Source organism: Minwuia thermotolerans (assembly GCF_002924445.1).
In the GTDB taxonomy this organism is placed as follows: Bacteria; Pseudomonadota; Alphaproteobacteria; order Minwuiales; family Minwuiaceae; genus Minwuia; species Minwuia thermotolerans.
Map to the genome: position 1 here is coordinate 90,862 of NZ_PIGG01000069.1, position 21,341 is coordinate 112,202.

General features: G+C 67.8%; 20 protein-coding genes. 9 read left to right on the forward strand and 11 right to left on the reverse strand.

The genetic code is table 11. The features are described from left to right. Nucleotides 1-31 precede the first annotated feature (31 nt). Nucleotides 32-820: an SDR family NAD(P)-dependent oxidoreductase gene (locus CWC60_RS20495; RefSeq protein ID WP_109795789.1), complete on the forward strand. Its 789-nt coding sequence runs from the start codon at nt 32-34 to the stop codon at nt 818-820. Nucleotides 821-989: 169 nt separating this feature from the next. After that, nucleotides 990-2,087 carry a hypothetical protein gene (locus tag CWC60_RS23360; RefSeq protein WP_109796392.1) on the forward strand — a complete coding sequence of 366 codons (1,098 nt, stop codon included), beginning with the start codon at nt 990-992 and terminating at the stop codon, nt 2,085-2,087. Between the two features lie 123 nt (nt 2,088-2,210). Here the strand turns inward: CWC60_RS23360 and CWC60_RS20510 are convergent, their stop codons facing one another. After that, the gene (locus tag CWC60_RS20510; protein WP_109795792.1) at nt 2,211-3,317 is read right to left on the reverse strand and encodes an SEL1-like repeat protein; all 1,107 of its coding nucleotides are present in this window, start codon (nt 3,315-3,317) and stop codon (nt 2,211-2,213) included. Nucleotides 3,318-3,482: 165 nt separating this feature from the next. On the opposite strand from CWC60_RS20510, the gene CWC60_RS20515 reads away from it, so the two are divergent. Then, the gene (locus CWC60_RS20515; protein ID WP_109795793.1) at nt 3,483-4,601 is read left to right on the forward strand and encodes an acyl-CoA dehydrogenase family protein; all 1,119 of its coding nucleotides are present in this window, start codon (nt 3,483-3,485) and stop codon (nt 4,599-4,601) included. 14 nt (nt 4,602-4,615) lie between these two features. Further along, nucleotides 4,616-5,863 carry an acyl-CoA dehydrogenase gene (locus CWC60_RS20520; protein ID WP_109795794.1) on the forward strand — a complete coding sequence of 416 codons (1,248 nt, stop codon included), beginning with the start codon at nt 4,616-4,618 and terminating at the stop codon, nt 5,861-5,863. A gap of 21 nt (nt 5,864-5,884) precedes the next feature. Here the strand turns inward: CWC60_RS20520 and CWC60_RS20525 are convergent, their stop codons facing one another. Next, on the reverse strand, nt 5,885-6,526 hold the full coding sequence (locus CWC60_RS20525) for a DUF1353 domain-containing protein (protein ID WP_109795795.1): 642 nt from the start codon (nt 6,524-6,526) through the stop codon (nt 5,885-5,887). Nucleotides 6,527-6,720: 194 nt separating this feature from the next. Here CWC60_RS20525 and CWC60_RS20530 point away from each other — a divergent pair, with 194 nt between their 5' ends. After that, nucleotides 6,721-6,924, forward strand: coding sequence for a dodecin family protein (locus tag CWC60_RS20530; protein WP_109795796.1), 204 nt, complete (start codon nt 6,721-6,723; stop codon nt 6,922-6,924). Nucleotides 6,925-6,990: 66 nt separating this feature from the next. Here CWC60_RS20530 and CWC60_RS20535 read toward each other — a convergent pair whose 3' ends face one another. The 7 genes from CWC60_RS20535 to CWC60_RS20565 all read right to left on the reverse strand — a co-directional run bounded on the left by CWC60_RS20535 (nt 6,991) and on the right by CWC60_RS20565 (nt 16,740). Beyond that, nucleotides 6,991-8,691, reverse strand: a complete 1,701-nt coding sequence (locus CWC60_RS20535) for an AMP-binding protein (RefSeq protein ID WP_109795797.1) — start codon at nt 8,689-8,691, stop codon at nt 6,991-6,993. Between the two features lie 4 nt (nt 8,692-8,695). Beyond that, on the reverse strand, nt 8,696-11,065 hold the full coding sequence (locus tag CWC60_RS20540; RefSeq protein WP_109795798.1) for an amidase: 2,370 nt from the start codon (nt 11,063-11,065) through the stop codon (nt 8,696-8,698). Next, the gene (locus CWC60_RS20545) at nt 11,062-11,790 is read right to left on the reverse strand and encodes an ATP-binding cassette domain-containing protein (protein ID WP_109795799.1); all 729 of its coding nucleotides are present in this window, start codon (nt 11,788-11,790) and stop codon (nt 11,062-11,064) included. The genes CWC60_RS20540 and CWC60_RS20545 overlap by 4 nt, the downstream gene beginning before the upstream one ends. After that, entirely contained in the window at nt 11,780-12,850 is a 1,071-nt protein-coding gene (locus CWC60_RS20550) for an ABC transporter permease subunit (RefSeq protein WP_109795800.1), read from the reverse strand. The genes CWC60_RS20545 and CWC60_RS20550 overlap by 11 nt, the downstream gene beginning before the upstream one ends. Beyond that, on the reverse strand, nt 12,847-13,716 hold the full coding sequence (locus CWC60_RS20555) for a branched-chain amino acid ABC transporter permease (protein WP_109795801.1): 870 nt from the start codon (nt 13,714-13,716) through the stop codon (nt 12,847-12,849). The genes CWC60_RS20550 and CWC60_RS20555 overlap by 4 nt, the downstream gene beginning before the upstream one ends. Before the next feature lie 85 nt (nt 13,717-13,801). Next, complete coding sequence (locus CWC60_RS20560) at nt 13,802-15,058, reverse strand: urea ABC transporter substrate-binding protein (protein WP_109795802.1); 1,257 nt, start codon at nt 15,056-15,058, stop codon at nt 13,802-13,804. A gap of 65 nt (nt 15,059-15,123) precedes the next feature. Continuing rightward, entirely contained in the window at nt 15,124-16,740 is a 1,617-nt protein-coding gene (locus CWC60_RS20565) for a flotillin family protein (protein WP_109795803.1), read from the reverse strand. A 283-nt stretch (nt 16,741-17,023) separates the two neighbouring features. On the opposite strand from CWC60_RS20565, the gene CWC60_RS20570 reads away from it, so the two are divergent. Together CWC60_RS20570 and CWC60_RS20575 are read left to right on the forward strand one after the other, a co-directional pair. Further along, the gene (locus tag CWC60_RS20570) at nt 17,024-17,515 is read left to right on the forward strand and encodes an FAS1-like dehydratase domain-containing protein (RefSeq protein ID WP_109795804.1); all 492 of its coding nucleotides are present in this window, start codon (nt 17,024-17,026) and stop codon (nt 17,513-17,515) included. Between the two features lie 13 nt (nt 17,516-17,528). Beyond that, a complete protein-coding gene (locus CWC60_RS20575; RefSeq protein WP_109795805.1) occupies nt 17,529-17,951 on the forward strand; it encodes a MaoC/PaaZ C-terminal domain-containing protein in 423 nt (140 codons plus the stop codon). Between the two features lie 177 nt (nt 17,952-18,128). Here the strand turns inward: CWC60_RS20575 and CWC60_RS20580 are convergent, their stop codons facing one another. After that, nucleotides 18,129-18,935 (reverse strand): TIGR03084 family metal-binding protein, encoded by an 807-nt coding sequence (locus CWC60_RS20580; protein WP_109795806.1) that lies wholly within the window; start codon nt 18,933-18,935, stop codon nt 18,129-18,131. Nucleotides 18,936-18,991: 56 nt separating this feature from the next. Then, a complete protein-coding gene (locus tag CWC60_RS20585) occupies nt 18,992-19,621 on the reverse strand; it encodes a carbonic anhydrase (RefSeq protein WP_109795807.1) in 630 nt (209 codons plus the stop codon). Between the two features lie 105 nt (nt 19,622-19,726). Here CWC60_RS20585 and CWC60_RS20590 point away from each other — a divergent pair, with 105 nt between their 5' ends. Then, nucleotides 19,727-20,299, forward strand: coding sequence for a histidine phosphatase family protein (locus CWC60_RS20590; RefSeq protein WP_109795808.1), 573 nt, complete (start codon nt 19,727-19,729; stop codon nt 20,297-20,299). A 51-nt stretch (nt 20,300-20,350) separates the two neighbouring features. Then, the gene (locus CWC60_RS20595; protein ID WP_109795809.1) at nt 20,351-21,334 is read left to right on the forward strand and encodes a Gfo/Idh/MocA family protein; all 984 of its coding nucleotides are present in this window, start codon (nt 20,351-20,353) and stop codon (nt 21,332-21,334) included. The last annotated feature ends 7 nt before the right edge of the window (nt 21,335-21,341 follow it).

Here is a 21,341-nt window from a genome sequence, read left to right on the forward strand (position 1 = left end):
GCGCGCGAATGATACCGGGGAGGGAAGCGACATGGCGTACCAGCCGTTCGATCTGACGGGCAAGGTGGCGTTGATCACCGGCGGCAATGGCGGCATCGGCCTGGGCTTCGGCGAGGCCATCGCCGCCGCCGGCGGCGATGTCTCGATCTGGGGCCGCAACGACGCCAAGAACGCCGAGGCGCTGGAACGGCTGAAGGCCGCCGGCCCCGGCGGCACGCACACGGCGTTCGTCTGCGACGTGGCCGACGAGCAGGATGTGGACAGGCGCTTCGCCGAAACGCTGGAGGCCCATGGCCGGGTCGACGGCTGCTTCGCCAATGCCGGCGTCTCGGCGCGCGGGACGTCCTTCACCGAGATGACGATCGAGGAATGGCGTCACGTCATGTCGGTCAACATGGAGGGCGCGTTCTTCACCTTCCGCGCTGCCACGCGGCACATGGTCGAGCGTTCGAAGAACGGCGACCCCTTCGGCCGGCTGGTCGGCACCGCCTCCCTTGCCGCGCTGTCCGGCCCCGCACGCAACGAACACTATGCCTTCTCCAAGGGGGGTCTCGTCTCGATGATGAACGCCCTGGCGATCGAGTTCGCGCGCCATGGCGTGACCGCCAACGCCATCCTGCCGGGCTGGATCGAGACGGAGATGACCGAAAAGGCCTTCGCCGATCCGCGTTTCCACGGCAATGTCATGCCGCGCATGCCCATGCGCCGTTGGGGCCGCCCGGAGGACTTCGGAGGCATCGCCGTCTACATCATGTCGGAGGCCTCCGGCTTCCACACCGCCGAGAGTTTCCTGATCGACGGCGGCTATTGGGTTTTCTGACCGGACTGGGCCGCCCGGCGTCACAGCTTGATCACCAGCCGGTCATAACGTCCGCCGGCTGCAGCCACTAGTTTGTTCATGGAAGTGGCGCGCTGCACTTGCGCGTCCACACGGAACGCCGGGCCTTTCCGCGTTCTGAAGATCCAGCCTCTCGGGAGGATTCCAAGACATGATCAACCGGCTGAAACAGACGACAAGCCTGCTGGCGCTCGGCGCCGTCGCCTTTGGCGGCGCCCTGATGATGGACGCCGGCATCGACGGCAAGAAGCTGACGGTCGAACTGCCCGCCGCCCTGGCCAAGGGCGGTCCCGGCGGCGGTGGTCCGGGTGGTAGTCCCGGTGGCGGTGGTCCGGGTGGTGGTCCCGGTGGCGGCGGTCCGGGCGCTGGCGGTGGTCCCGGTGGCGGCGGTCCGGGCGCTGGCGGTGGCCCCGGTGGCGGCGCCGGTGATGGTGGCCCCGGCGCCAGCGCCGACGCAGGCGATGGCGCCCCGGGCAACAGCGGCAGCGCACCGGGTCATGGCGGCACCGCGCCCGGACAGAGCGCCGAGGCGCCCGGCCAGAGCGGCACGGCGCCCGGACACAGTGGCGAAGCGCCCGGCCGCGGACTTGGTCTGAGCGCGGACACCGACACCGATACCGACGTCAATGGTCGGGGCCACGGCGTCCGGGGTCGCGGTATCGATACGGCGGATGTCGATGACAGTGATATCGACGACGGCGATATCGATGACGGCAAGGCGTCGGCCAGCACCCTGGGCGCGCTGAACGCCGCACACGCCTCGCAGACGGCCAGGGACAACGCCGCGCCGAATTCCCAGGTCGGGCTGGTTCAGGCCTATGCGGACGCCGTGGCGGAACATGGCCAGGAGAGCGCCGAGGCAGAGGCCGCGCTCGAAGCCGCAGCCAACAAGGACGTCAATGATGATGTCGTCGCCGCGGTGAACGACCTGCTCGGCATCGAGGATCCCGACGGCGGCATCGATGATGGCGACGACGGTGACGTGGCCGATGACGGCACCGACGACGGTTCGACCGACGACGGCGATGTCGCCGACGACGGCAGCGACGACAGTTCGACCGACGATGGCGACGTGGCCGATGACGGCAGCGACGATGGCTCGACCGACGATGGCGACGTGGCCGATGACGGCACCGACGACGGTTCGACCGACGATGGCGACGTGGCCGACGACGGCCCGACCGATGACGGCGATGTCGCCGAGGGCGACACCGACGACGCCGATACGGATACCGGCAGCGAAAGCTGATCGCGTTCCGTCGGACGGACCGGTCTTCAGGGGCCGGTCCGCAGCGGCCGGAACAGAATGGGACGCCGGACCGAGGTCCGGCGTCCTTCTTTTCGCTCTTTTCGCTCGGGTGGGGTGAGGCGGTCAGGCGGTTTCCTGGCGGAGCGTTCGAAGGACAGGCTCGTCGATCCCGGCGCCGCCGCCGAGCGCCCGGCTCTGGCGGAACGCGCGAACCGCAGCGCGCGTGCGGGGCCCGTCGAGACCGTCGACGGCTCCGGCGTCGAACCCGAGCCTGTTCAACATCGCCTGGACATAACGCACGGTCGCCGGGTCCACTGGCTCGACCTGGCCGGCCGGACGGGGCCGCCACGCGCGCGCAGCCGCTTCAGCACGCCTCACCGCGGCCGGCGAAAGCCGCGCCTCCAAGGCGTCAACCACCGGCGGGGCTTCGGCGATGCCCTTCCCCTCCGCCAGGATCAGCCATTTGAGGCCGGTTTCCGGATCGGCCGGCATGCCGCGGCCGGCGGCGACCAGGACGCCGAACTTGAACTGGGATCGGGCAACGCCGTACCCGGCGGCGCGCTCGTGCCAGCGCATCGCCCAGGGCAGATTCTTTTCGACCCCGACACCGTTCTCGTAAGCCTTTGCGATGGCGGCCGCGGCTTCGGGGAAGCCCTGCCGGGCCGACTGCCGGAACCAACCGGCGGCGGCTTCCGGATCCCTGGTCACGCCCGCCCCGGTCTGATGGAACAGACCCATCCGGTACCGCGCCGCCGCATGGCCGGCTTCCGCCGCCTCGCGCATGTACCGGACGGCTTCCGTCTGGTCTGCCGCCGTGCCCCTGCCGCGATGATGCGCCAGTCCCGCCAGAAAGGCGGCATCGGCATGACCGTCGGCAGCCGCGGCCTCGAACAGCCTCAGCGCACGGGCGCGATCCCTCGGCACCCCTCGCCCGTCGCTGTAGGCAAGGCCCAGCAGGAAGCGCGCTTCCGCGTCGCCCTGGTCGGCAAGCGGGCGCAACAGCGCTACGCCCTGCTCCGGCCGGCCATGGTCGAAATGCGATTGCGCCTGGGCGATACGGGTTTGGTCCGCCTGCTGATGCGCCGCGTCAGCCGTATCACTGCCGCCGGCAAGATCCCTGGCGCCGTCGACGATACTCTCGCAGCCGCCCAGAGCGAGCCCTGCGATGAGCACGGAGGCGAGGGCCGGCCGTGCGAACCTCGCCTGGATGTAGTTCGCTGTCTGATCCATCGTCTATCTGTGTCGCCGGTTGCGCCCGCCATCAAGTGGTAGCCGGTGACCTTTCGGTGGCCGGCGGCACTACCGCTTGTCGCTGCCGCATTGCCTCCCGGTCCGCGGCAAGCTATTCGAATGTCGGCCCCCGGGCCGCCAGTCCGCACGCGAAAGGGGAGCGCGTTGAACCTCGATTTCTCAGACGACCAGAAGATGCTGCGCGACCATGTGCGGCGCTTCCTGACCGACTGCTGTCCGTCCAGCGCCGTGCGCGCGGTGCTGGAGAGCGACCTGACTCACGACGCCCAGGTCTATGCAGGACTGGCCGAACTGGGTGTGCTCGGCGCGGCGATACCCGAAGAGTTCGGCGGCGCAGGCCAGGGCCGTCTGGAGCTGTGCGTGGTGGCGGAGGAACTGGGCCGTGTCCTGGCGCCCGTGCCCGTGGCCTCGTCGATCTATCTCGCCGCGGACTTCATCATGACCGCCGGCAGCGAGGCGCAGAAGCGCCACTGGCTGCCGAAGCTGGCCGCCGGCGAGGCGATCGGCTGCTTCGCCCATGGCGAAGCGCCGGGACGCACCACTGTCCGGAACATCGCCACCACGGCCACCGACGGCCGCGTCAGCGGAGTCAAGGCGCCAGTCGCCGATGGGGGCGGCGCCGATTTCGCCATCGTCAGCGTGCGGAACGCCGACGGGCTGTCGCTGCGTCTCGTCGAACTGAATGCCGAGGGTGTGAGAGTGGACGCCGTGGACAGCATCGATCCCGCCCGCAAACAGGCCCGCATCACCTTCGAGAACGCCCCGTCGGAGCCCCTTGGCGACGGCGCGGATGGCGCGCGGACGGTCGAGGCCGTGCTCGACCGGGCCGCGGTGCTGCTTGCCTTCGAACAGATCGGCGGCGCCGACCGGGCGCTGGAGACCGCAACGGAATATGCCAGGGAACGCATGGCCTTCGGGCGGCAGATCGGCTCCTTCCAGGCGATCAAGCACATGCTGGCGGACATGTACGTCTCGGCGACGCTGGCGCGCTCCAACGCCTATTACGGCGCCTGGGCGATCTCGACCGGCGCGGCGGAGACCCCCGTCGCCGCGGCCACGGCGCGGGTCTCGGCCACGCAGGCCTATCAGCACTGCGCGAAGAACAACATCCAGGTCCATGGCGGCATGGGTTTCACCTGGGCCTTCGATTGCCATCTGCACTATCGCCGCGCCAACGGACTCGCCCTGGCGCTGGGGCCGCTGTCGGCCTGGGAAGACCGGCTGATCGAGCAGATGCGCAACGCCAACGCGTCCGCCGCCTGAAGGGAGGAACGAAGATGGATTTCGACGATACCCCGGAAGAGGCCGAGTTCCGCAAGACCGCCCGCGCCTGGATCGCGGCCAATGCGCCGAAGCACCTGGAGCCCGAACTGAAGCAGGCCGGCTTCGCCACCAGCGGCATCACCTCGATGGACCCGCTGGTCGCCTCGCGCGAATGGCAGAAGAAGAAGTACGATGCCGGCTGGGCTTGCCTGCACTGGCCGAAGGAGTATGGCGGCGCGGCGGCGACACCCATCCAGCGCGTCATCTGGGGTCAGGAGGAAGGCGTCTACGCCAAGCTCTCCAGCCCCTTCCTGATCGGCCAGGGCATGTGCGGCCCCACCGTCATGGAATGGGCAGACGAGGAGACGAAACGGCGGATGCTGCCGCCGCTGGCCTCGGGCGAGGAAATCTGGTGCCAGCTCTTCTCCGAACCCGCGGCCGGCTCCGACCTGGCCGGCATCCGCACCCGCGCCGAGCAGCAGGACAATGGCGACTGGATCGTCAACGGCCAGAAGATCTGGACCTCCGGCGCGCACCGCGCCCAGTACGGCCTGCTGATCGCGCGCACCGACCCGAACGTGGCCAAGCACAAGGGCCTGACCATGTTCTTCCTCGACATGCGCTCGGAGGGCGTCGAGGTCAGGCCGATCAAGCAGGCGAACGGCGACGCCAATTTCAACGAGGTCTTCTTCACCGACGTGCGCATCCCCGACAGCCAGCGGCTCGGACGGGTCGGCGAAGGCTGGCGCGTTTCGCTGACGACGCTGATGAACGAGCGGCTCTCCATCGGCTCGGGCATGCCCACGGGCTTTCCGGAACTGTTCGACTTCTGCATGAACGCGGAGATCGACGGCCGGCCGGCGGTGGACGACCCCGCGGTGCGATCGCGGCTGGCGAACTTCGCGGTCCGCGCGTCGGGCCTGAAGTACACCGGCATGCGGGCGATCAGCGCGCTGTCCAAGGGCGAGACGCCGGGCCCCGAGAACTCCATCGGCAAGCTGGTCGCCGGCTCGATGATGCAGGAACTGGCGATGTTCGCCCTGGACGTGCAGGGCCAGGCCGGCGTGATGACGGGCGACGACGCCGAGGCCAGGGGCCGCTTCCAGGCCATGCTGCTCCGCTCACCCGCAACCCGCATCGAGGGCGGCTCCGACGAGATCCTGCGCAACATCATCGGCGAACGGGTGCTCGGCCTGCCCGGCGACATCCGCGTCGACAAGGACGTCGCCTTTAACGAGATCCCGACCAGCGGCAAGGGCTGAGTATCCGGCCGGACGTCCCTGTCAGGGAATCTCGGGTTCGAAGACGGGTACGTCGTCGATGACCTCGGAATGGGGCGCCTGGCCCGGCAGCGCGCCCTTCCGCTCCGCCCAGTCGGTGCCCGCGATCTGGTCCAGCAGCGGACCCCACTGCTCGAACATGCGCAGCCGCTCCTCCTCCAGTTCGGGCCGGGGATGGCTCTCGCGGACATTGCGGATGTCGTTGCGGTCCTCATAGACCCCCTTGCCCGCGGCCCGCACGGCGAGGAAAGCCTTGTCGCGGTCCGGCGGGCTGACATTGGCCTCCCGCATCAACTGCAGGAACAGGTAGTCGGCCTCGTCGCGGTCGAGGCCGCAATGCGGCTCAGGATCGCCCTTCTGGTAGAGATAGCAGTAGTCGTGGATGATCGAGGCTTCGGTGTGGCGCCCCGTCACCGACAGGAAACTGCGGGCGATCGGCGGCACGCTGGCGAGGTCGGTCAGCATGCCCGCCGGCACGGTGACCACTGTGCCGGGACCCGCCTGGTCGTCGGTCTTGCGCCAGTAGCGGACAGAATAGTCGCGGAGGACGATGTAGTTGTTGCCCTCGCCGCGGCGGTTGCCGTTCAGCAGCCGGCCCAGCAGCATGTGATCCTGATAGCGGACCCTGGAGAAGGGATTGGTCATGGCTTGCCCCCTTGCCGCACGCCCTGACCTGAATCAAGACGCCCGGGCCGCCGGTGCGCAAGCCCGGTCGGCAGGAATCCTCTGTGAACGACCGCTTGAAACGACCGCCCGCGCTGCGCAGGTGAGCGGGTGACGGCCGCCGGCCCACCAATGGGCCGACGATGCGTCCAATCAGCAAGACAGAGGAGTAGAATATGTCTGTCGCACGCGTCACCGAGATTTCCTCCACCTCCAGCCAGAGCTTCGAGAAGGCGATCGAGGACGGCATCGCCCGCGCCTCCAAGACCTTGCGGAACGTCAAGGGCGCCTGGGTGAAGGACCAGAACGTCGAGGTCGAGAACGGCAAGGCGAGCGCCTACAAGGTGAACCTGCTGATCACCTTCGAGCTTGATGACTGACGACGGCGCCGGGACACGACCCGTGGCCGGCAGGCCCGGGTCCTGTCCTCCCCGTCAGCTCCACCCTCAGGCCGTCTCCGCCTCCTTCAGTCCCAGTTCGGCCATCATCGCCTGGCGCATCTCGATCTTGCGGGCCTTGCCGGTCACCGTCATGGGGAACTCGGTCACCGACTTCACGTAGCGCGGAATCTTGTAATGGGCGATCTGCCCTTCGCAGAACGCGCGGACACTCTCGACAGTGACCTTCGCGCCGGCCCGCGGCACGATCCAGGCACAGAGCTCCTCGCCGAAACGTTCGTCGGGCACGCCGAAGACCTGCGCGTCGGCGACGTCGGGATGGCCGCGCAGGAATTCCTCGATCTCGGCGGGATAGATGTTCTCGCCGCCGCGGATGACCATGTCCTTCACCCGGCCGATGATGTTGCAGAAGCCCTCGTCGTCGAAGCGGCCGAGATCGCCGGTGTGCATCCAGCCGTCGGCGTCGATCGCCTCGGCCGTCCGCTCGGGATCGTCCCAGTAGCCCTGCATGACAAGATAGCCGCGCGTGCAGATTTCGCCCTCCTGCCCCACGGGCACGGTTTCACCGGCTTCGTCGACGATCTTCACCTCGGCATGGGGCTGGACGCGTCCGACCGTCGAGACGCGGCGGTGGAGGGGGTCGGTGATCGCCGTCTGGAAGGAGACCGGCGAGGTTTCGGTCATGCCATAGGCGATGGTGATCTCACCGGCGTGCATGTCACGCATGACCCGCTTCATCAGGCTGGCCGGACAGGGCGCGCCGGACATGATCCCTGTACGCAGCGAGGTCAGGTCGAAGCGGCCGAAGTCCGGATGCTCGACCATGGCGAGGAACATGGTCGGCACGCCATGGACCGCGGTGCAGCGCTCGCGTTCCAGGGCCTTCAGGGTCTGGCCGGCCTCGAAGCCCTCGCCGGGGAACACCATGCAGGCGCCATGCGCCACGCAGGCCAGGTTGCCCAGCACCATGCCGAAGCAATGGTAGAGCGGCACCGGGATGCAAAGCCGGTCCTGCTCGCTCAGATTCATCGCCCGGCCGACGAAACAGCCGTTGTTGACGATGTTGCGGTGGGTCAGCGTCGCGCCCTTGGGCGCACCCGTGGTGCCGGAGGTGAACTGGATGTTGATCGGGTCTTCAGCCTTCAGCCGGCCGCACAGCCCGTCCAGTCGGCTGCGATAGGCGGTCCGGCCCCGCGCCATCACCTCCGCCCATGCAAACATGCCCGGCCGCTTCTCCGCCCCCAGATGGATGACGGTACGCAGCTTCGGCAACCGCTCGGCGCGCAGCCGGCCCGGCGCGGCGCCCGCCAGCTCCGGCACCAGATCGTTCAGCATGCCGAGGTAGTCGGAGCTCTTGAAGCGCTCCGCGGTGATCAGCGCCGCGCAGCCGACCTTGTTCAGGGCGTATTCCAGCTCGGCGCGGCGGTAGGCGGGGTTGATGTTGACCAGGATCAGCCCGATCCGCGCCGTGGCGAACTGCGCCAGCAGCCATTCGGAGCGGTTGGGCGACCAGATCCCGACCCGGTCGCCGCGGTAAAGTCCCAGGGAAAGCAGACCCGCGGCGCAGCGGTCGACCCGGGCGGCGAACTCGCTCCAGGTCCAGCGCACGCCCTCGGCGGCGAAGACAGCCGCCGGCCGGTCCGGCCACTTGCGGACGGCGCGCGCCAGCAGTCCCGGCACGGTCTCCCGCCGCAGAGGCGGGACGCTCGCCCCCTTCACATGGGATCGGCCGCCAAGAGGCGCGGTCATCGCGCTACATCTTGCGCCAGTCGCCCGCCCTCTCGAAGGCGCCGGCGGCCTGGTAGATGGTGCTTTCGGCGTAGTGCTTGCCGACCAGCATCAGGGAGATCGGCAGCCCGTCGCCCATGCCGCAGGGTACGGCCATGGCCGGATGGCCGGTGGTGTCGAAGGGCGCGGTGTTGTTCAGCATCTCGAAGGCGCGCTGCAGATACTCGGACAGCGGCGCGTCGGGCGCCGGGATCGGCTGCGCCTTCATCGGCGTGGTCGGCATCAGCAGCAGATCGTAGGCCCCGAGCATCTGGTCGTAGGCCTCGCGCAGCTTGCGCGCCAGGTTCTGCGCCTTGGCGTAGAAGTGACCCCGGTAGTGGCGCTGGAAGTACTCGCCGACCATCATGGATATCTTCAGGCTGTCGGAGAGTTCGTCGGCGCGCGAGCGCCAGTTGGAGTGGAAGTCGAGCAGGCTGGTGACATAGAGGCCTTCCCAGCCCGTGCCCATGCCGTTGCCCTTCATCATCTGGTTGGTCAGGCCCTCCAGCGCGATGGGCGTCCAGATCGCCGTACCCATGTTGTGCATCGGGATCGAGACCTCGTCGACCGTCGCCCCCATCTCGCGGAAACGCTCGGCCGCCGCGCGGTTGGCGTCGTCGACGTCGCGCTCGGATTCCTCGCGGCCGAAGCCCTCCTTGACCATGCCGATGCGCAGGCCGCCGACGCCGCGGTTCACGGCTGCCGTGTAGTTGTCCGTCTTCGGTGCGTACTGGCGCGGATCGAGACCGTCCGCGCCGGCGATGACTTCCAGCATCAGGGCGTTGTCGTGGACGCTCTGGGTCATCGGACCGGTATGGTCAATCGTGTTCTCGATCGGCATGACCCCCGAATAGGGCACCAGCCCGTGCGTCGGCTTCATGCCGTAGCAGCCGCAGAAGCTGGCCGGCATGCGGATGGAGCCTCCCTGGTCGCCGCCGATCGCCATGTCGACCTCCCCCGCGCCGACCAGCGCGCCGGAGCCGGACGAGGATCCCCCCGCCGAGAAGCCGCGCTTGTGGGGGTTGTGCACGGGCCCGGTGGCGTTGGTGTGGCTGCCGCCCGAAAGGCAGAAATACTCGCAATGCGCCTTGCCCACGATGGTCGCGCCTGCGTCGAGCAGGCGCGTCACCACGGTCGCGTCGACGTCGGGGACGTAGCCCTTCAGCGTCGAGGCGCCGTTCATCATCGGCACCCCGGCCAGGCAGACATTGTCCTTCAATGCGACAGTCCTGCCGGCCAGCGGCCCGCGCGGCGCGCCCTTGATCTCCGTTTTCACGTACCAGGCGTTCATCGGATTCTCGTCCGGCCCGGGGCGATAGCCGGCGGTCCGCGGATAGTCGACAGGCGGCAGGTAGTCGGGCAGGGAATCGATCAGATCATAGGCCTGCATGTTGCCTTCCATCAGATCCATGAACTCGCGGATACGTTCGTCCGGCATGTGCATGCCGAAGTCCTCCACGATGGCGCGCATCTGGGAGAGGGTGGGTCGCTTCACGGTCATGTAGATCGCCTCCTGTACGGGCGTCGGACGCGCTGGCTGGTGCGGTGTCATGTCGGCGGCCTGGCGCGTGGCCCTCGCCGACGGTCCGGGTGTCGTCGCCGGCCGTTTGCCGGTCGATGTGGCGGCGCGGGGCTGACGGCCGGCGCCGAAGCCGGTGAACTCTTCGATCAGTTCGGGGTCGTTGGCAGCGGCCGAAACCTCTCCGGTCACCACGCCCTTCTGCAGCAGCAGGATCCGGTCGGAGAGCTCGGTGATGAATTCCAGGTTCTGCTCCACCAGGATGATGGAGATGCCGCGCTCGCGGCGCAGCTTCTGCAGCAGGGCGCCGATATCGTCGACGATGGACGGCTGGATGCCCTCGGTCGGCTCGTCGAGCAGGATGACCACGGGATCGCTGATCAGGCAACGGGCCAGGGCGAGGATCTGCTGCTCGCCGCCGGAAAGCGCGCCGCCGCGGCGGTCCAGCATCGGCTCCAGCCGCGGAAACTCGGCCACCATGCGCTGCACGGCCTCGTGCTCGTCGGCCTCATGGGCGGCGATGCCCATGCGCAGGTTGTCGGTCACCGACAGCATGGGAAAGATGCCGCGGCCCTGGGGCACGTAACCGATGCCCATGCGGTTACGCTCGTGCGCGGGCTCGCGGGTGATGTCCATGCCGTCGAAATCGATGCGCCCGCCGGTGGGCCGGATGATGCCGCAGAGCGTCTTCAGCAGGGTCGTCTTACCCATGCCGTTGTGCCCGAGCACGCCGACGATCTCGCCCTCGCCCAGGTCGAGGTCGATGCCGTGCAGCACCGGCACCCGGCCATAGCCGGCGCGAAGTCCCCTCGCCTGCAGGATCGCCTCGCCGCTCATTGCTTCCTGTGCCCCAGATAGACCTCGCGGACGGTCGGATCGGCCGAGACCCTGTCCATGGTGTCCTCGATCAGGATCGCGCCGCGGTGAAAGACCGTCACCTTCTCCGCGATCATGCGGATGAACTGCATGTCGTGTTCAACGACGATCAGGGTGGCCGTCTCGTTGATCTCCCGGATCAGTTCGGCGGTCAGTTCCACTTCCTCGTGGGTCATGCCCGCCGCCGGCTCGTCCAGCAGCACCAGCCAGGGTTCGGCAGCGACGACCATGCCGAGTTCCACCCACTGGCGCTTCCCGTGCGAAAGCTCGTTGACCGGTTCGTTGCGGATGTCGCCCAGACGGATGCGCTCGATCGTCTCCTCCACCAGAGCGCGGGCGCGGCGGCTGTCGTGCCAGCGGCGTGCCGACAGCCAGATGTTCTCGCGCACCGTCAACCCCTCGAAGACGTTCGGCACCTGCGTCTTTATGCCGACGCCCAGGCCGGCGATCTCGTGGCTGTGGGCGCGGTTCACGTTGAGGTCGCGGATCACCACGTCGCCACGGGTTGGCTTGAGCTGGCCCGTGAGGCACTTGAAGAAGGTGCTCTTGCCGGCGCCGTTCGGCCCGATCAGGCAGCGAAGTTCGCGCTCCCTCAGGGAGAAATCGACCTGGTCGACGGCGACGACGCCGCCGAAGTGCACCGACAGCCCGCGCGTCTCGACGACGATCTCACCCCTATCCCTCATGATGGACCTCCGTCGAGGCGCCGGAGCGCTTGCGGCTGCGCGGTCTGCGCCGTCCACGGCGCGAGAACTCGCGACGGCGGCCTGTACGCGCGTCCCAGAGCTCGATCACGCTGGGTACGATGCCCCGCGGGACCAGCAGGACGAAGACGACCAGAATGACGCCCAGGATCAGGTTGTTGTTGATCGTGCTCTGCTGGCCCAGGCCGCTGGTCAGATAGAACAGCGCGAGCGCGCCGAGGATGGGTCCGATCAGCGTGCCGCGGCCGCCGACGATCACCCAGATGATGGTCAGCGCGGCGTTGTAGAGGTTGAAGACGTCCGGCGTCACGCGGCCCACGCCATTGGCGAACAGCACGCCAGCCGCGCCGGCCAGTCCGCCGCCGATGGTGAACAGGCCCAGCTTGTTCAGGCGGATGTCGTAGCCGATCAGTTCGGCGCGCAGTTCGTTCTCGCGGATGGCCACCGCGACCCGGCCGAAATGGGTCCGGGTCAGCCAGACGCAGCCGAAATAGGCGACGATCAGGGTCGCCATGGCGACGTAGAAGACGTCCTCCGGGAACAGGAACCAGTCCGCATATCCCGGCACGTTTAGCGGCGGCGCGTTGATGCCGTTGAAGCCGCCCAGCAGGGCGTCGCCGATCTTGTATTCCGGTCCCGAGGTCCGCCGCATCAGGTTGTAGAAGATCAGCGTGACCGTCAGCGTGATCACCGCCAGATAGACGTCGGAGACCCGGCCGTAGAACACGAAATAACCCAGCACCGCAGCGAAGGCGGCGGCGGCCAGAATGGCGACGACGACGGCCCAGCTGGTGCCGCCGAAATTTATCGCGGCGACGACATAGGCGTAGGCGCCGACGCCGAAGAAGGTCGTCTGGCCGAAGCACAGGATGCCGCCGAAGCCCCAGATCAGCCCGAGACTGAGCGCCAGCAAGGCCAGCGCCAGGGCGGTCGTCAGGTTGATGATGGTGAACAGTTCCAGCACCTGCGGCGCGCCCAGCAGGAAGATCACCGCAACGATGCCGGTGATGGTCAGCCAGCGGTTCTCCCGGGCGCGGCTCACAGGCTTTTCCGGAAGAACTTGGAGGTGATGCCCTGGGGCATGAGCCTGAGCAGAACGATGGCGACCACCAGCAGTCCCACCTCGCCGATGGTCGGGCCGGTGACGTAGCTCAGAACCGAGTTGACGCTGCCCAGCAGGGCCGAGGCCGAAAGCGTGCCGGACAGGATCGCCGCGCCGCCGGAGATCACCGTGATGAAGGCCTTGGCGATGTAGGTGGCTCCGATGGTCGGCAGCACGCCCGTGACCGGCGCCAGCAGACCGCCGGCCAGGCCCGACACGGCGGCGCCCAGGCCGAAGGTGACGGCGTAGATCCGTCCCGTCGAGACGCCCAGCGCCGAGGCGATCTCCGCTCCCTGCATGGTGCCGCGGGCCAGCAGCCCGAGCTTGGTGTAGCGGAGCACGGCATAGACGGCGATCGAGAGCAGGGCCGTCACCGCGATAAGGAAAATCTCGTAGCCCGAGGAGGTGAAACCGCCGATCCGGACCGCGCCGATCGGCGGCGAGATCGTGGTCGCCGTCTGGGCCCCGAAGATCGTGGTGATCAGGCCGATCAGCACCAGCGACAGACCCCATGTCGCCAGCAGGGTGTCGACCATGCGTCCATAGAGGAAGCGGATCATGAGCCGCTCCACGACGAGCCCGATGATCCCCACCACCAGCGGCGCCAGGATCAGCATGGCGATCCAGATGTTGACGCCGGCATTGGTGGAGATGACCACCGTGTAGCCGCCCAGCATGAGGAACTCGCCATGGGCCAGGTTGATGACCCGCATCATGCCGAAGATGATCGCCAGCCCCAGCGAGATCAGCACGAGGTTGGCGACGCCATAGACGATCTGCAGGGCCAGAGCGGCGTAGAGGTCCAAGTTTCGGCGTTCCTTGTTCGAGGCGGCGCGAGTGGCGGTGGAAGCGGCCGGACCCCGCCAGGGCGCCCGGCCGCCGGATCGCGGACTACTTGATGCCCGCCGCCTCCAGGCCGTTCTCGAACAGGAAGGCGGACTGGTTCGGGTTCTCGATCAGATTGCAGACCTGCATGGTGTCGGTCGGCTTCTGCTCCGGGAACTTCTCCAGCACGTTGAACTTCTGATCCTGCACCTCGGCGATGTAGGCGTTGAGCGTCGCATGGTGGGAGGTCGGCTCGATGGAAATCACGCCGGACGGCCCGTCATAGGTGACATTGCCTTCCAGCGCCTCGATCACCGCCATGCGGTCCAGCGTGCCGGCCGCCTTCACGCCCTCCGCCCAGAGGTGGATGCCCTCGTAGGAGCGCACGGCCAGTTCGTTCAGATAAGGCGCGTCGGCGCCGCCGTACTGATCCTTGAAACGCTTGACGAAGGCCTGGTTCCGCGGCGTGTCGATCTCCTCGTAATAGGTGTAGGAGGTCAGCATGCCGTTGCCTTCTTCCGCCGAGATCGACTGGTGTTCGTTGCCCAGACCGAAGGTCGTCGAGGCGACGGGAATGCTACCCTTCATGCCGGCGGCGGCGTACTGGCGGTAGAAGGATATGTGCGCGCCGCCGACCAGCGCCGACCAGACCATGTCGGGCTTGGCGGCCTGGATTTTCTGGATGGTGGGTCCGAAGTTGGTGACGTCCAGCGGGAAGAACTCGGTGGCAACCGTCTCGCCGCCCTGCTCGGCCACGTACTTCTGCACCCAGTCGGCGATGATCTGGCCGTAGTTGTAGTCGGCGGCCACGATATAGACCTTCTTGCCCCACTTGTTCATCACGTGGGGCACCAGCTTCTCGACCGTGTGCGCCGGCGTGGAGCCGGTGCAGAAGGTGTTCTTGTCGCAGACTCCGCCCTCGTACTGGACGTTGTAGAAGTAGAGCACGTTGAAACGGTTCAGCGTCGGCCGGATGGCCTCGCGGGAAGCCGAGGTGATGCCCGCGTGGACGACGTCGGCGCGGTCGGAGGCCGCCGCCTGGGTGGCGTACTGGGTGTAGAGCTGGATGGTCGACTGCGGGTCGTACATCGTCAGTTCGACCGGCCGCCCGAGCAGGCCGCCGGCCTCGTTGATCTCGGCCACGGCCATCTCGCTGGCGCTGACCATGGGCCGGCCATAGATGTCGAGACCGCCGGACTGATCCAGGATGCTGACCAGCTTGATCGGATCGGCCGCCTGCGCCCGTCCGATGATCGCCGGGGCCGCCAGCGCCGCCGCGGTCGCGGCGGTGCCCTTGAGAAAGGTTCTGCGCGTCGCCTTCATGTTGCTGCTCCCTGTCCTTGGACCCGCAACGGGCCCGGTACGCCCGGTTCGCCCGGGCAGATGGGTCATTCGTCGTCGGCCGGACGGCCCGGCGCCGGCCGCTCGTCGCCGCCGATGGTGGCCGAAAGCCCTCTCAGGCCGTCGCCCACATTCATGCCGATGTCCTCGCCGAGCTTGCGGATGGCGGGCAGTTGCAGCGCCATGGACAGCACGCTGTCGACCACCTGGTTGATCGCCGCGCCCTCGCCGCCGCCCGTCCCGTCGCCCTTGCCGCCGCCGGCGCCGTTGAAGCCGGAAATGTGGTTGATGCGGATGGAATCGATCTTTTCCGCCGGCTTGGTCATGCGAGACACGACCTCCGGCAACGCCTCGATCCGCGCCAAGTCGAGCTTCAGGCGCATCAGGTTCTCACTCTGGTCATTCTCCGCGTTGACCAGCGCCTTGCGGCCCTCCGCTTCGGCCAGCATGGCGATCCTGTTCGACGTCGCTTCGATATCGGTCGCTTCGCCCTTCGCCCTGGCCATGGCGAGGATGGTTTCGGTCTCGCTCTTGACCCGGGTGTCGTCGACCTCGGCTTCCTCCTGGGCGCGGATCGTCGCCAGACGTCTCTGCCGTTCGGCTTCCGCGATCACGCGGGCGGTCTCGACGCCGGCATCGGCCTCCACCCGCTTGGCCTCCTCCAGCAGCGCGGCGGCATGCGCCCTGGCCTCGTCGATCCGCTTCGCGGCCAGCGCGACCTCGCGCTCGTGGCGCGCGGTCCGGGTGCTCATCTCCGCCTCGACCTCCATGCGGCGGACGTCCTGATCGCGCTTGATTTCGGCGGATTTCACCTCCCGGTCGCGCTCGATGCGGGCGGCTTCGCGGCGGCGCTCGGCCAGTGCCTGCTGCTCGGCGATTTCGGCCTGGCTTGCCGCGCGCCGGCTCTCGATCTCCTGCTGCTGCGCCTGATGGGCCAGTTCGGATTCCTGCTCGATCACATAGCGCCGCTTCGTCGCCTCCAGCTGGCTCTGTCGAACGGCGACATCGGCTTCCGCATCGATCTGCGCCCGCTCTTTCCGGGAGGTCGCGATGATCTCCGAAAGGCGGCGCATGCCGATGGCGTTGAAGGCGTTGTTCTCGTCCAGCGAGGCGAAGGGCGTCTGGTCTAGTCGGGTCAGGGCCACGTTCTCCAGCAGCAGACCGTTCAGCGCCAGCGTCGGCGACAGGGCCTCGGAGACCTCGCGCACGTACTCGCCGCGCCGGTCCTGCAGTTCGTCCATGGTGTAGCGCGCCGCCACCGACAGCATGGCGTCGACCAGCTTGCCTTCCAGCGTCTCGGCCAGGTCGGCGGCGCGGAAGGACTTGCCCGCCAGGGCCTGCGCGGCCGTCGTCACCCCCTCCTCGGACGGGTTCACCCGCACATAGAATTCGGCCGCCGCATCGACGCGCAGACGGTCCTTGGTGATGATCGACCGCTCGCCCTTGCGCTCGATCTCCAGCCGCGTCGTCTTCATGTTGACTTCGGAGACGCGGTGGACGATCGGCAGGGCAATGCAGCCCCGCTCCATCACGATCCGCTGACCGCCGAAGCCGGTCCGGATCAGCGCGACGTCGCGGCTGCCCTTCTTGTAGAAGCGGTTCAGGAAGAGGATCGCGACGATCAGGACGACGATCGCCAGGATGATTCCGACCAGCCAGCCCAAGGTCCCCTCCCAAGCCAATCCGTCTGTGTGGCGCCAGAATGTCCGGGCCACCGGCCCTTCGCTTTTCTCGCGCTGCAGAAAAATCGTCCGTGGGAAACGCCCGGGGAGTCAAGTGTTTCATCGAACGGGCCAGAGAATGGGCAGGCGTATCACTTGACGGGCAGCCATCTGGTCAAGGGATGTGCAGACCAGGCGCGGCAGATGCGCGCCGCGCGCCGGAGGGGGTGACAAGCACCGCGTTTTTGGCGTCAATTACGGCTGGTTCAGATGGGAGGAGAGAACCTTGTCAGACGATAAGAAGATCACCTTCCCCGTCGAGGCGACGCACATCCTGATGTTCGCGCGCTCGATCGGGGACTATTCGCCGGAACACGTCGACGCCGAGGCGGCGAAGAAGACGGAGGCCGGGGGCATCGTCGCGCCGCTGACCTTCCCGCAGTCGGTGGCGCAGTTCGACCCCGACTATTACCTGCGTCTGCAGCCGGGCAAACCATGGTTCGGCTCCGGCAGGAACCCGAGCGGCATCGAGGGCAAGCCATCCTCCTCGGGCGGACTGCATGCAGAACAGCACTTCGAGTACATGCGCCCGTTGCGTCCCGGCGACGTGCTGACGGTGACCGTGCATGACGGCGACACCTGGGAGAAGGAGAGCAAGCGCGCCGGCAAGCTGATGTTCTCCGAGCGGATCACGGAATATCGCGACCAGAACGGCGAACTGGTCGTCCGCGCCCGCAGCGTCGGCGTGAAGACCGAGCGCCCGGTCGCACAGGGTTGAGGGAGACAGTTCGATGGCAGTGAAGAAGAGCGACATCAAGGTCGGCGATACGCGCGAAATGGAGCTGGTCGACGATCTCAAGCGCACCCAGCTGGTGATGTATTCGGGCGCGTCGGGCGACTACAACCCGCTGCACACCGATGACGTCTACACGCGCGAGGCGGCGGGCTATCCGGGCGTCTTCGCGCACGGCATGCTGACCATGGGCATGACCGGACGCATCGTCACCGATATGTTCGGCGTCACCAACGTGAAGAAGTACGGCGTTCGCTTCACCAATCAGGTCTGGCCGGGCGACTCGCTGAAGGCCAAGGCGACCGTCGCAGACATCCGCGAGGAGAACGGCGAAACGGTGGCCGACGTCACGATCGAGACCACCAACCAGAAGGGTCAGACGGTCATCACCGGCAACGCCACCGCGCGGCTGGAAGGGTAGAAGGTTCCTCTTCCGCCATGCCGCCGGATCGTTCGAGTGTTTGATCGAACCATCCAACGCTGGGCCCTTGGATCCCGGATCAAGGTCCCGGGCAGGCTTGATCCAAGGGCCCAGCGCACCGGAGGAATGGGTCCTGGGGTCAAGCCCCGGGACGCCGTCGCTCGGTTGGGCGTCCCCTCACGCGGCCCCGGTCCGCGTCTTCCGGGTGCCCGGCGCGGGCGGGTCGTTCGGCGCGCCGGCGAAGCACTGGGCCTTGGCCATCCACTCGGTGGCGTTCGGTCCCGTCACCTTCAGCGAGGTGTCGGCGATGTTCCGCACCTGGGTGACGACCTGGCAGAACTCCTCGGCCAGGCCTTCGATCAGTTCCGCCGACCCCGGATCGCCATATTCCCAGATCTGGCCGGACGGCGCGGTGAGCCGGAGATGCGGCATGGGCTCGGGCGGCGTCTCACCACGGACGTGGAAGGTCCAGCCATAGGTATTCACGCCCAGGATCACGATGTTGCGGATCCGGTCGGCGTTCTTCCGCACCACACCGAGCACGTCGAAGACCTCCTGACCGTGCGCCCAGGTCTCCATCAGCCGGGCGGAGATGGACGAACGCACGCTCATCGACGGGCCCGCCCAGGGCACGCGGGCCGAAGGATCGGCCTGGGCGAAGCGTTCGCTCATCGGGCCGTAGTAGTCGTGCCACATGCGGACCAGATCCCGGCCCTCCGCGCCCTCGCAGAACGCCTTCTCGAAGTCGATCACCAGGCCGCCGGCGTCGCGGTGCGCCACCAGCCGTTCGAAGAACTCTCGGAACTTCTCCGGATCGCTGAGTGACAGGTCCGCCCCGTGGTTCCAGGTGTGCAGATGCGCGATGACGTTGTTGATGGTCCAGCCCTTGAAGGCCGTCACCGTCGCCATCCGCTCGTCACTCAAGGGTTCGATCAGCGCATGAAGCTGATCGCTTTCGTCGCGGAAGTCCCTGGCCTGTTGCATGTTCCGACCCTCCCCATGGTCTTCTCGGCAAACGGACGGCCGTAGGCCGTCCTTCGTCAGTCGTCGTCCGCCGGATCCACCGGCAGAGCGGACCGGCCGCATTTCAGATCGCGCAGCCGGCCGTCCGACAGGCGGTAGATCCAGCCATGCACGGCCAGTTCCTGGCCGCGCTCCCACGCCTCGACCACGATGGGCGAATGGCACAGTGCGTCGACCTGGGCGACGACGTTGAGTTCGCAGACCCGGTCGATCTGCGCGTCCAGCGTCTCCAGCGTCGCCAGTTCCCGCCGGTAGCGGCGGTAGAGATTGTGGACCGGCGCCAGCCAGTGGTCCACCAGGCCCTCCTGAGAATTCTCCAGCACCGCACGAACCCCGCCGCAGCCGTAGTGGCCGCAGACGATGATGTGCTTCACCTTCAGCCCATCGACGGCGAATTTGACCACGGACATGCAGTTGAGATCGGCGGCGTAGACGATGTTGGCGACATTGCGGTGGACGAACACCTCGCCGGGCTCCAGCCCGGTGATCACATTGGCCGGGACGCGGCTGTCGGAGCAGCCGATCCAGAGGAAGTCCGGCGACTGCAGCGACGAAAGCCGCTGGAAGTACTCCGGATCGCTGGCGATGCGGTCTTCCGCCCAGCGCACGTTCTCGGCCAGAAGATCCCGTGGCGTCTTGGCGTTCATCCATTTCCTCCCGTCAATCGTACCGGGGGACAGATAGCAGCGTCCCCGGCCCACAGCACCCCTGAAATATCAGGCCGCAGACGGAAAACCAGCAGGAGAGATATCATGTTCACCCGACTCCTTCTCGCCCTTGCACTGTTCGCGGTGGCGGGCGCCGCCGGCGGGCAGCTGCGTGCCGACGAAGCCGCCTGGGCCGCGCTGGCGAAGCCCGGCGCCATCGCCATCATGCGCCACACCATCGCGCCGGGATATGGCGACCCGGCGGATTTCGAGATCGGCGACTGCGCCACCCAGCGAAATCTGGACGCCGAAGGCCGTGACCAGGCGCGCGCGATCGGCGCCGCGGTCCGGGACCGCGGCATCGAATTCGCCCGTGTGCTGACCAGCCAGTGGTGCCGATGCCGGGACACGGCGCGCCTGCTGGGTCTGGGCGAGCCCGAGGATTTTCCGGCGCTCAATTCCTTCTTCCGGGACCGGTCGACGCGCTCGGCCCGGACCGCCGAGGTCCGCGATCTCCTCCACGCCCATGACGGCGGAGAGCGGCTGATGCTGGTGACCCATCAGGTCAATATCTCGGCGCTCACCGGACGCGGCGTCGCCTCGGGCGAACTGCTCGTGCTGGACGTCGCCGAAGACGGATCCGTCCGGGTCGCGGGCTCCATTCTCATGCGCCCCTGAACGGAAGGCAGCGGGCCGCTATGCTGGTGGCGGCAAGGAGGAGGATTCGGCATGGCGAACGGACCGGTCAGGCTCGGCATCATCGGCTGCGGCATCATGGGGGAACGGATTGTCCGCGCGACGCTCGCGCACGATCCGGCGCTGATCCGGCTCACCGCGCTCTGGGATCCCGACCCGGCGGCGCGGGCGCGGCTCGGGGCCGGCCTGCCGGACCTGCCCTTCGTCGATGACGCCGACGATGTCATCGACCGGGCCGAGACCGTCTACATCGCCTCGCCGCCGGCGGCCCATCTGGAGCACGCCCGCGCGGCGCTGGCAGCCCGCCGCGCCGTCTTCACCGAGAAGCCGCTCGGCGTCTCGCTCGAGGAATCTCGGGATTTCCGCGACATGGCCGGAAAGGCCGAACGCCCGGCGGCGGTGAACTTCATCCTCGCCTCCGCGCCGTCGGTGGACTCAGTGCGCGCCTGGATCGAGCAGGGCGTCGTCGGTCGGCCCGAGCGGCTGGAGATCTATGCCCGCTTCGCGCAATGGCCGCGCGACTGGCAGATGGACGCCGCCGGCTGGCTTGCGAAACGTCAGGAGGGCGGCTTCACGCGGGAAGTCATCTCCCACTTCCTGTTCCTCGCCCGCCGCTTCGCCGGCCCGCTGGAGCTGCAATCGGCCCGCGCGGTCTTCCCCCGCGGCGACGGGGCGGAAACGGCCGTCGAGGCTGAACTGACCGCCGGCGGCCTGCCGCTCCGGCTCACCGGCGACGTCGGCGTGATCGACCACGCCGACCACAATCTCTGGGTTCTGCACGGCTCGAACGGCTCGGTGCGCATCCGCGACTGGTCCCTGGCCGAACGGCTGATGCCGGATGGCCGCTGGGCGGGCGACCCGGACGCGCCCGGTCACGCCGAGGCGCGGCCGCTGATCCTGAAACGGCAGGTGGAGAAACTGGCCGCCATGACCCGTGGCGCCCCCCACGATCTCGCCAGCGTCGGCGAGGCGCTCAACGTGCAGACGGTCGTCGAGGGCATCCTGGCCAGCGGCTGAGGTCCGC

What these genes read in the sequence shown, in the direction of transcription:
- CWC60_RS20495 (WP_109795789.1), top strand. Translation starts at nt 32, where the DNA reads ATGGCGTACCAGCCGTTCGATCTGACGGGCAAGGTGGCGTTGATCACC.
- CWC60_RS20595 (WP_109795809.1), top strand. Translation starts at nt 20,351, where the DNA reads ATGGCGAACGGACCGGTCAGGCTCGGCATCATCGGCTGCGGCATCATG.
- CWC60_RS20590 (WP_109795808.1), top strand. Translation starts at nt 19,727, where the DNA reads ATGTTCACCCGACTCCTTCTCGCCCTTGCACTGTTCGCGGTGGCGGGC.
- CWC60_RS20525 (WP_109795795.1), bottom strand. Translation starts at nt 6,526, where the DNA reads ATGACCAATCCCTTCTCCAGGGTCCGCTATCAGGATCACATGCTGCTG.
- CWC60_RS20520 (WP_109795794.1), top strand. Translation starts at nt 4,616, where the DNA reads ATGGATTTCGACGATACCCCGGAAGAGGCCGAGTTCCGCAAGACCGCC.
- CWC60_RS20510 (WP_109795792.1), bottom strand. Translation starts at nt 3,317, where the DNA reads ATGGATCAGACAGCGAACTACATCCAGGCGAGGTTCGCACGGCCGGCC.
- CWC60_RS20545 (WP_109795799.1), bottom strand. Translation starts at nt 11,790, where the DNA reads ATGAGGGATAGGGGTGAGATCGTCGTCGAGACGCGCGGGCTGTCGGTG.
- CWC60_RS20575 (WP_109795805.1), top strand. Translation starts at nt 17,529, where the DNA reads ATGGCAGTGAAGAAGAGCGACATCAAGGTCGGCGATACGCGCGAAATG.
- CWC60_RS20535 (WP_109795797.1), bottom strand. Translation starts at nt 8,691, where the DNA reads ATGACCGCGCCTCTTGGCGGCCGATCCCATGTGAAGGGGGCGAGCGTC.
- CWC60_RS20585 (WP_109795807.1), bottom strand. Translation starts at nt 19,621, where the DNA reads ATGAACGCCAAGACGCCACGGGATCTTCTGGCCGAGAACGTGCGCTGG.
- CWC60_RS20560 (WP_109795802.1), bottom strand. Translation starts at nt 15,058, where the DNA reads ATGAAGGCGACGCGCAGAACCTTTCTCAAGGGCACCGCCGCGACCGCG.
- CWC60_RS20530 (WP_109795796.1), top strand. Translation starts at nt 6,721, where the DNA reads ATGTCTGTCGCACGCGTCACCGAGATTTCCTCCACCTCCAGCCAGAGC.
- CWC60_RS23360 (WP_109796392.1), top strand. Translation starts at nt 990, where the DNA reads ATGATCAACCGGCTGAAACAGACGACAAGCCTGCTGGCGCTCGGCGCC.
- CWC60_RS20540 (WP_109795798.1), bottom strand. Translation starts at nt 11,065, where the DNA reads ATGAGCGGCGAGGCGATCCTGCAGGCGAGGGGACTTCGCGCCGGCTAT.
- CWC60_RS20580 (WP_109795806.1), bottom strand. Translation starts at nt 18,935, where the DNA reads ATGCAACAGGCCAGGGACTTCCGCGACGAAAGCGATCAGCTTCATGCG.